The 8,556-nt window shown below is 74.4% G+C and carries 7 protein-coding genes; 3 read left to right on the forward strand and 4 right to left on the reverse strand.

All coding sequences use genetic code 11. From position 1 onward, the window contains the following. Positions 1-68 precede the first annotated feature (68 nt). Positions 69-734 (forward strand): class I SAM-dependent methyltransferase, encoded by a 666-nt coding sequence (locus ACERUJ_RS15625; RefSeq protein ID WP_370249698.1) that lies wholly within the window; start codon positions 69-71, stop codon positions 732-734. Between the two features lie 166 nt (positions 735-900). On the opposite strand, the gene ACERUJ_RS15630 is transcribed toward ACERUJ_RS15625, so the two are convergent. Beyond that, the gene (locus ACERUJ_RS15630; RefSeq protein ID WP_370249699.1) at positions 901-3,120 is read right to left on the reverse strand and encodes an NADP-dependent isocitrate dehydrogenase; all 2,220 of its coding nucleotides are present in this window, start codon (positions 3,118-3,120) and stop codon (positions 901-903) included. 204 nt (positions 3,121-3,324) lie between these two features. Here ACERUJ_RS15630 and ACERUJ_RS15635 point away from each other — a divergent pair, with 204 nt between their 5' ends. Beyond that, positions 3,325-4,380 carry an aquaporin gene (locus ACERUJ_RS15635; RefSeq protein ID WP_370249700.1) on the forward strand — a complete coding sequence of 352 codons (1,056 nt, stop codon included), beginning with the start codon at positions 3,325-3,327 and terminating at the stop codon, positions 4,378-4,380. A 197-nt stretch (positions 4,381-4,577) separates the two neighbouring features. After that, entirely contained in the window at positions 4,578-5,564 is a 987-nt protein-coding gene (locus tag ACERUJ_RS15640) for a malate dehydrogenase (protein WP_370249701.1), read from the forward strand. 91 nt (positions 5,565-5,655) lie between these two features. On the opposite strand, the gene ACERUJ_RS15645 is transcribed toward ACERUJ_RS15640, so the two are convergent. From ACERUJ_RS15645 to ACERUJ_RS15655, 3 genes are read right to left on the reverse strand one after another with little or no spacing between them, the layout of a single operon-like run. Then, positions 5,656-5,970, reverse strand: coding sequence for a DUF3017 domain-containing protein (locus ACERUJ_RS15645; protein ID WP_370249702.1), 315 nt, complete (start codon positions 5,968-5,970; stop codon positions 5,656-5,658). Positions 5,971-5,987: 17 nt separating this feature from the next. Further along, complete coding sequence (locus ACERUJ_RS15650) at positions 5,988-6,833, reverse strand: bifunctional methylenetetrahydrofolate dehydrogenase/methenyltetrahydrofolate cyclohydrolase (RefSeq protein WP_370249703.1); 846 nt, start codon at positions 6,831-6,833, stop codon at positions 5,988-5,990. A 27-nt stretch (positions 6,834-6,860) separates the two neighbouring features. Continuing rightward, positions 6,861-8,108: an MFS transporter gene (locus ACERUJ_RS15655; protein ID WP_370249704.1), complete on the reverse strand. Its 1,248-nt coding sequence runs from the start codon at positions 8,106-8,108 to the stop codon at positions 6,861-6,863. Positions 8,109-8,556 lie beyond the last annotated feature (448 nt).

Consider the following 8,556-nt stretch of genomic DNA (forward strand, 5'->3'; position numbering starts at 1 on the left):
CAGATCCTCCCCCGCGACCGCCGCGCGACCGCACGACCCGCGCCGCGGAGGCTGGCATGCTGATCCGCGTGGGTGGGACGGAGGCGGCCGCGGCGGCGTGCACGGCGCACTACGACGCGCGGTCCGCGACCTACGACGACTCCGCGATGCACCGCAGCGTGGCGGTCGGGCTCGCCCGGCTGGCCGCGGGGTCGGTCGGGCCGCGCCCGGGGTCCCTCGTGCTCGACGTCGGTACCGGCACGGGGCTCGTGCTCCGCGCGCTCGCCGCACACCTGACCGACGCGCCGACCGACGCGCCGGGCGTGCGCCGCCTCGGCGTCGACCGCTCCCCCGGCCTGCTCGCCCGCGCCCGTGCGGCCGACCCGGACCTCCCGCTCGCCCTCGCCGACGCCGCGCGGCTGCCGCTGCCCGACGCCGCGGTCGACGTCGTCACGTGTGCGACCGTGCTGCACCTGCTGCCGGACCGCCGGGCGGCGCTGCGGGAGTGGGCGCGCGTCGTGCGGCCCGGCGGGCGGCTCTGGACCGCCACCTTCGCCCCGAACCCCGACGCGCCCCCGGCCCCGCCTGCGGCGGCCGGCGGCGGCTCGGCACCGTTCCCCCGGGACCACGAGGCCGTGGCCACTCCCGCGCAGCTGCGGGCCCTCGCCCTCGGCTCCGGCTGGACCCTGCTCACCACCGAGGTCGGCCGCCACGACCGGGACCTGCTGCTCCTCGCCGGGTTCACCCGCTCCTGAGCACCCGCCCGCCCCGCCACCTCCGGCGCTCCGCGACGCTCCCCGGCGGACCCCGGCGCTCCCCGGCGCGCCGAGAAGACGTCAGGTACCTGACGAATGGTCGGCGGGCCGCAGACGCCACCGGCCCGCCGTCCCGGGAGGGACGACGGGCCGGTGTGCGGGTGGATCAGAACGCGTCGAGCGCGGCGTTCAGCGTGGCGGAGGGCCGCATGACCGCCGAGGCCAGGGCGTCGTCGGGGCGGTAGTAGCCGCCGATGTCGGCCGGGCTGCCCTGGACGCCGTTGAGCTCGGCGACGATGGTCTCCTGCTGCTCGGCCAGGGTCGCCGCGAGCGGCGCGAACGCCGCGGCGAGGTCGGCGTCCTCGGTCTGGGCCGCCAGCTCCTGGGCCCAGTACAGGGCCAGGAAGAAGTGCGAGCCGCGGTTGTCGATGCCACCGACGCGACGGGTGGGCGACTTATCCTCGTTGAGGAAGGTCTCGGTGGCGCGGTCGAGCGCACCGGCGAGCACGGTGGCCCCCGGGGCGTCGGCCTGCTCGGCGTAGAGCTCCAGGCTGGGCACCAGGGCGAAGAACTCGCCCAGGCTGTCCCAGCGCAGGTAGTTCTCCTTGACCAGCTGCTGCACGTGCTTGGGCGCCGACCCGCCGGCACCGGTCTCGAACAGGCCGCCGCCGTTCATCAGCGGGACCACCGAGAGCATCTTGGCCGAGGTGCCGAGCTCGAGGATCGGGAACAGGTCGGTGTTGTAGTCGCGCAGCACGTTGCCGGTCACCGAGATGGTGTCCTCGCCGCGACGGATGCGCTCCACCGAGTAGGCGGCGGCCGCGGCCGGCGCCATGATCTCGATGGTCAGGCCCTCGGTGTCGTGCTCGGGCAGGTACTCGCGCACCTTGGCGATCAGGTTGGCGTCGTGGGCCCGGTCCTGGTCGAGCCAGAACACCGCCGGCGAACCGGTGGCGCGGGCGCGGCTCACGGCGAGCTTCACCCAGTCGCGGATCGGCGCGTCCTTGGTCTGGCAGGCGCGCCAGATGTCGCCGGCCTTCACGGCGTGCTCGAGCAGCACCTCACCGGCGCTGTTGCTCACCTGCACGAGACCGTCGGCGGGGATCTCGAAGGTCTTGTCGTGGGAGCCGTACTCCTCGGCCGCCTTGGCCATCAGCCCCACGTTGGGCACCGAGCCCATGGTGGCGGGGTCGTAGGCGCCGTTCGCGCGGCAGTCGTCGATCACGGCCTGGTAGACCCCGGCGTAGGAGGAGTCGGGGATCACCGCGAGGGTGTCCTGCTCCTCGCCCGCGGCGTTCCACATGTGGCCCGAGGTGCGGATCATGGCGGGCATCGAGGCGTCGATGATGACGTCGCTCGGCACGTGGAGGTTGGTGATGCCCTTGTCGGAGTCGACCATCGCGAGCGCGGGGCCCGCGGCGATGCCGGCCTCGAAGGCGGCCTTGATCTCCGCGCCGTTGGGCAGCTTGTCGAGCCCGGCGAGGATGGCGCCGAGGCCGTCGTTGGCCGACAGGCCGGCGGCCTGGAGGTCGGCGCCGTAGGTCGCGAAGACGTCGGCGAAGAAGACCTCGACGACGTGGCCGAAGATGATCGGGTCCGAGACCTTCATCATCGTGGCCTTGAGGTGGGCGGAGAACAGCACGCCCTCGTCCTGGGCGCGCTGCACCTGCTCGGCGAGGAAGGTGCGCAGCGCGGCGACGTCGAGGTAGCTGGCGTCGACGACCTCGCCGGCCAGCACCTTCACGGCCTCCTTGAGCACCGTGCGGGTGCCGTCGGGGGCGACGTGGGCGATCTGCAGGGTGTCGTCGGCCGGGATCACGACCGAGATCTCGTTGCTGCGGAAGTCGCGCTCGCCCATCGTGGCCACGTTGGTCTTGGAGTCGGGGCTCCAGACGCCCATGCGGTGGGGGTGGGCCTTGGCGTAGTTCTTCACCGAGGCGGGGGCGCGACGGTCGGAGTTGCCCTCGCGCAGGACCGGGTTGACCGCGGAGCCCTTGACCTTGTCGAACTTCGCCCGGATCTCCTGCTCCTCGGGGGTGCTCGGGTTCTCGGGGTAGTCGGGGATGTCGTAGCCCTGCGACTGCAGCTCGGCGATCGCGGCCTTGAGCTGCGGGATCGAGGCCGAGATGTTGGGCAGCTTGATGATGTTGGCCTCGGGGCGCGTGGCCAGCTCGCCGAGCTCGGCGAGGTGGTCGGCGATGCGCTGGTCCTCGGTGAGGCGCTCGGGGAACTGGCTGATGATGCGGCCCGAGAGCGAGATGTCGCGCGTCTCGACGGCCACCCCCGCCTTCGCAGCGAAGGCCGAGACGATCGGCAGGAACGAGTACGTCGCCAGCAGCGGCGCCTCGTCGGTGTGGGTGTAGATGATCTTCGGCTGGTCGGCCATGGGTGCGGTCCGCTCCTGCGAGGTGAGGGTCACTGGGTGACGCAGATGTCTTGACGTCAAGATACATGGAAGAGGGGCGCGGGGCGACCCCGCGCACCCCGAGAGCCTCCCAGGCCGGGCGCCGCCGGCCAACCCCCGCGCGAGCGGGAGCGTCCGCGGCACCCGCAGGTTTGCGCCGCGAGCGGTCCGGGCAGGTCAGCGGCCATGGAAGCCAGTCCCTCCCCCGTCCTCTCGCGCGTGCTCGCCGAGACGGTCGGCACCGCTCTGCTCGTCGTCGTCGGCGTCGTCTCCGTGTTCTCGCGCGACCAGGCGCCCGTGGTGGTCGCGCTTGCGCTCGGCCTGACCTACACCGCGCTCACCTTCGCCTTCGGCCGGGTGTCGGGCGGACACCTCAACCCCGCGATCACGGTCGGTGCCGCCCTGGCGGGCCGCCTGTCGTGGGGCGACGCCGGCAAGTACGTCGCCGGTCAGGTGCTGGGCGGTCTGCTCGGCGGCGTCGTGGTGCTCGTGACGGTGCTCGCGGCCGACCTCGGCTACGAGACCGGCGACCCACTCGGTCTGGTGGGCGGCTTCGGCGACAACGGGACCTACGCCCTGTTCGGGGCGCTGCTCTTCCAGCTCGTGCTGACCTTCGTGGTGGTCCTGGTCGTGCTCGCCGCGCGCGACGGGCGTCACGAGTCGGTCGCCGCCGCGCCGGTCGCGATCGGCTTCGTCGTGACCGCGACCTACCTCGCGGCCGTTCCCGCCACCGGCGGCGGGCTCAACCCGGCCCTCTCGATCGCCACCGCCCCCTTCTCCGGCTCCGACGCGATCGTGCAGCTGTGGCTCTTCGTCCTGGCCCCGCTGCTCGGCGCGGCCGCGGCCGGCCTGCTCCACCCCGCGATCTTCGGCCGCGACGCCGACCCCGTGCCCGGCTCCGGCCTCGCGCTCTCCTCGGGCACCGCCGGCGCGCAGCAGCCGTGGGCCGCGACCCCCCAGACCTGGGGAGCCCCCGGCGCCTCCGCGCCCGCGGCCGGCCAGGGCTGGGGAGGCGCGTCCCCGTACGCCGGACAGCAGGCCCCCCAGGCCGGCCAGCCGGGACAGCACGCCGCCTACGCGGCCCCCGCGGCGCCCGCAGCTCCCGAGCCGCCGATCATCCAGGACGGCTGGCAGTGGGACCCGCAGGCGCAGCAGTGGTTCCCGGCGCCGTCCGCACCGTCCGCGCCGACCGGCGGCGACCCCGGCGCCGGCGAGCGCACCCAGATCCGACCGCAGGGCTGAGCCCGCGGCGACGGCGTCCAGCGCCGGGGCCCGACACCCGCTCGGAGCCCCGGCGCTGCTAGTTTCGCCCTTGGCGGGCCCTGCGGACCGGCATGCCGGGCGCGGACGACACCGCCGACCAGCGACACCGTCCTCCACCCGTCCGGCCGCACCGTGCGTCGGACGTCCAGTCCGACGTACATGACAGGGAGTCCCCCGTGAGCACCACCCCGCTGAAGGTCGCCGTCACCGGCGCCGCCGGCCAGATCGGCTACAGCCTGCTCTTCCGTCTCGCCAGCGGCGCGCTCACCGGCGACCGGCCCGTCGAGCTCCGCCTGCTCGAGATCACCCCGGCGCTCAAGGCCCTCGAGGGCGTGGTCATGGAGCTCGACGACTGCGCCTTCCCCGGCCTGGCCGGCGTGGAGATCGGCGACGACGCCGAGAAGATCTTCGACGGCGTCAACCTCGCGCTGCTGGTCGGCGCCCGTCCGCGCGGCCCGGGCATGGAGCGCGGCGACCTGCTCTCCGCCAACGGCGCGATCTTCACCGCCCAGGGCAAGGCACTCAACAAGGTGGCGGCCGACGACGTGCGCATCGGCGTCAGCGGCAACCCCGCCAACACCAACGCCCTCATCGCCTCGAAGAACGCCCCGGACATCCCGGCCGAGCGCTTCTCGGCGCTGACCCGCCTGGACCACAACCGCGCGATCTCGCAGCTGGCCGCCAAGACCGGCGCCGCGGTCACCGACATCACCAAGATGACGATCTGGGGCAACCACTCCGCCACCCAGTACCCCGACCTGTTCCACGCCGAGATCGCCGGTCGCAACGCCGCCGAGGTCGTGGGCGACCAGGAGTGGCTGGAGAACTACTTCATCCCGACCGTCGCCAAGCGCGGCGCGGCGATCATCGACGCCCGCGGTTCGTCCTCGGCCGCCTCGGCCGCCTCCGCCACCATCGACGCCGCCCGCGACTGGCTGTACGGCACCCCGGCCGACGACTGGGTCTCGATGGCGGTCGTCTCCGACGGCTCCTACGGCGTGCCGGAGGGCCTGATCTCCTCCTTCCCCGTCACCACCTCCGGCGGCGACTGGACGATCGTGGAGGGCCTGGAGATCGACGACTTCTCCCGCGCCCGGATCGACGCCTCGACCGCCGAGCTGGCCGAGGAGCGCGACGCCGTCACCGAGCTCGGCCTGATCTGAGCACCTCCCACCCGACGCCACGACGCCCCGGTCCCCCGCGTGGGGGGCCGGGGCGTCGTCGCGTCCGGGCCGTGGGGCCGTCGGTGCGGGGTCAGCGGGGCTGGTCGGCGGCGATGCTGCCGACCAGCAGGAACAGCGCGAGGGCGACGCCGAGCAGCAGTGCGACATCGATCGCGCGGTGCCGGACGGCGAGCATGCCGGCGTCGCGCTGGGGCAGCACGAGGCGCAGCAGGGCGGCGGCGCCGAGCACGCCGGCCAGCATGCGCACGCCGAGCCGCCAGTCGTCGAAGGCGCTGAGCAGCACCGCGACGGCGGCCACGACGAGCAGCACCAGGTAGCACAGACCGCCCAGGGTCGAGGGGTAGCGGCGACCCTCCGGGGAGGGCGGCGGCGCCGGGGCGCTCACGGGCGGGGCCGACCGGCTCAGGACAGCGCGCGCTCGGCGCTGGCCACGATGTTGGACAGCAGCATGGCCCGGGTCATCGGCCCCACGCCGCCGGGGTTGGGCGAGACCCAGCCGGCGACGTCCCAGACGTCGTCGGCCACGTCGCCGGCGATCTTGCCGTCGACCCGCGACACCCCGACGTCGAGCACGGCGGCGCCGGGCTTGACCATGTCGCCGCGGATGATCCCGGGCACGCCCGCGGCGGCCACGACGACGTCGGCGTTGCGGACGTGCGCGGCGAGGTCGCGGGTGCCGGTGTGGCACAGCGTCGTGGTGGCGTTCTCGCTGCGGCGGGTGAGCAACAGGCCCATCGGGCGCCCGACGGTGAGGCCGCGACCCACGACCACGACCTCGGCGCCGTTCAGCTCCACACCGTGGCGGCGCAGCAGCTCGATGCAGCCGATCGGGGTGCAGGGCAGCGGGCCCTGCTCGCCGAGCACGAGCTTGCCGAGGTTCACCGGGTGGAGGCCGTCGACGTCCTTGTCCGGGGCGACGCGGGAGAGCAGCCGGAACTCGTCCAGGCCGGTGGGCTGCTGGACGAGGAAGCCGGTGCAGGCGGGGTCGGCGTTGAGGGTGTCGATGGCCTCCTCGACCTCCTCCTGGGAGGTGCCGGCCGGGAGGTCGACGCGGATCGACTCGATGCCGATCTCGGCGCAGTCCTTGTGCTTGGCACCGACGTACCAGTGCGAGCCGGGGTCGTCGCCCACCAGCACCGTGCCCAGCCCGGGCACGACGCCGCGCTCGCGCAGCACCGCCACCCGCTCGGTGAGCTCGGCCTTGATCGCCGCGAGCGTGGCGGCCCCGTCCAGCTTCTGCGCAGTCACGGCGCTCAGTCTAGGGAGGCCGCACCCTCAGGCCGCGACCGGCGCTCCCACCCGGACGAGGTGACGCTCGGCGGCGCGGGCAGCCGGGTGCGCGAGCGCGGTCGCGGCGAGGGCGAGCGCGGCGATCACCAGCCAGCCCGGGGGTCCCCAGGTGAGGGCGAGGAAGGTGTAGAGGGCGGGGAACACGATCGACTCCACCGAGTACCCCATGCCCCACAGCCCCTGGTAGTCGCCCTGCCGGCGCGCGTCGGCGAGCTCGACCGAGAGGCTCCAGTCGCCGGCGGACTGCCACAGCTCCGCGCCGGTGATCGTCACGTGGCCCACCCAGATGAGCACGATCGAGACCCACCCGACGGTCTCGTGGGTGACCGAGATCACCAGGCAGGAGGCGAGGAAGGCGTACCCCGACCAGCGGAACGCGCGCAGTCCGCCGGCGACGCTGTCGGCGCCGCGCGCGGCGCGCACCTGCAGCGCGACGGCCAGCACGGTGTTGGTGCCGAACAGCCAGGCCAGCAGCTCCTGGGGTGCGTCGGTGCGTTCCACCAGCCACAGCGGCACGACGACGTTGAGCAGCTGCTGGTTGGAGGCCAGCACCGCGTTGCACAGCGCGACGCCGACGTAGCCGCGGTTGCGCCAGGCCGCCGGGCCCATCGCCTCGAGGTCGGTCTCGACGTCCGGGGGCCGCTCGATGGCCGGCAGTCCCGCGACCATCACGGCGTTGACCACCAGCAGCGCCCCGGTGAGCAGCGGCACCGCGATGATCGCCTCACGGGTGCCGATGCCGAGGGCCACGCCGCCCGCACCGGCGCCGAGGGTGTAGCCGACATTGCGCGCCGCCCGCTGGTAGGCCATCGCCCGCACCCGGGTGTCGCGCGGGAAGGCGGCGATCCGGTACACCTGCCGCGCGGCCCGGCCGGCGGTCTCGACGCTCGCCAGCACCGCGAGCATCACCACGAAGGCCGCGAACGAACCGATCAGCGGCCAGATGAAGTACAGACCCGCCTCCAGCAACGCGGTCACGATCCACAGCGGCTTGGCCCCGACGCGGTCGGTGAGCCGCCCGAGCGGGATCGACAGGGCGAGGCCCACCGCGGCCGCCACCGACATGCCCAGCCCGACCTGGGCGCCGGAGAGCCCCACGATCTGGGTGAAGAACACCGCGGTGCCGGTGAGGAAGGAGCCGGTGGCGAACGCCGAGAGCACCGACTGCAGGGCCAGGTTGCGTTCGAGGGCGGTCGGCGGCAGCAGACCCGAGAGACGATTCGGCCGAGACACCCCGCCACCCTGTCACAGCACGACGCCCCGCCTCGACCCGGTTTCCGACGGCGCCGCCACCCACCTCGCTGCGTCTCGTGACGGCGCCGGGGCGCCTCCTCGACGACCGTCGGGCGGCATGGGCGCCTCTTCGACGACCGTCGGGCGGCACGGGCGCCTCTTCGACGAACGTCGGGCGGCACGGGCGCCTCCTCGACGACCGTCGGGCGGCACGGGCGCCTCCTCGACGACCGCCGGTGGCACGGACGTCGAGGAGCGAGCCCCCAGCGAGCGTCACGAGGCGCCCGCACCCGACACCCCACCCCGCCCCAGCGCCGCCCCCACCTCGCGGCGTCTCGTGACGGCGCCGGGGCGCCTCCTCGACGACCGGCGACGGCACGGGCGCCTCCGCGGCGCCCGGCGCCGGCCCGGGCGGCGCGGCGCGCGCGCCAGCGCGCGGCACGCGCCG

The sequence above is a fragment of the Nocardioides sp. genome, from assembly GCF_964228225.1.
In the GTDB taxonomy this organism is placed as follows: domain Bacteria; phylum Actinomycetota; class Actinomycetes; order Propionibacteriales; family Nocardioidaceae; genus Nocardioides.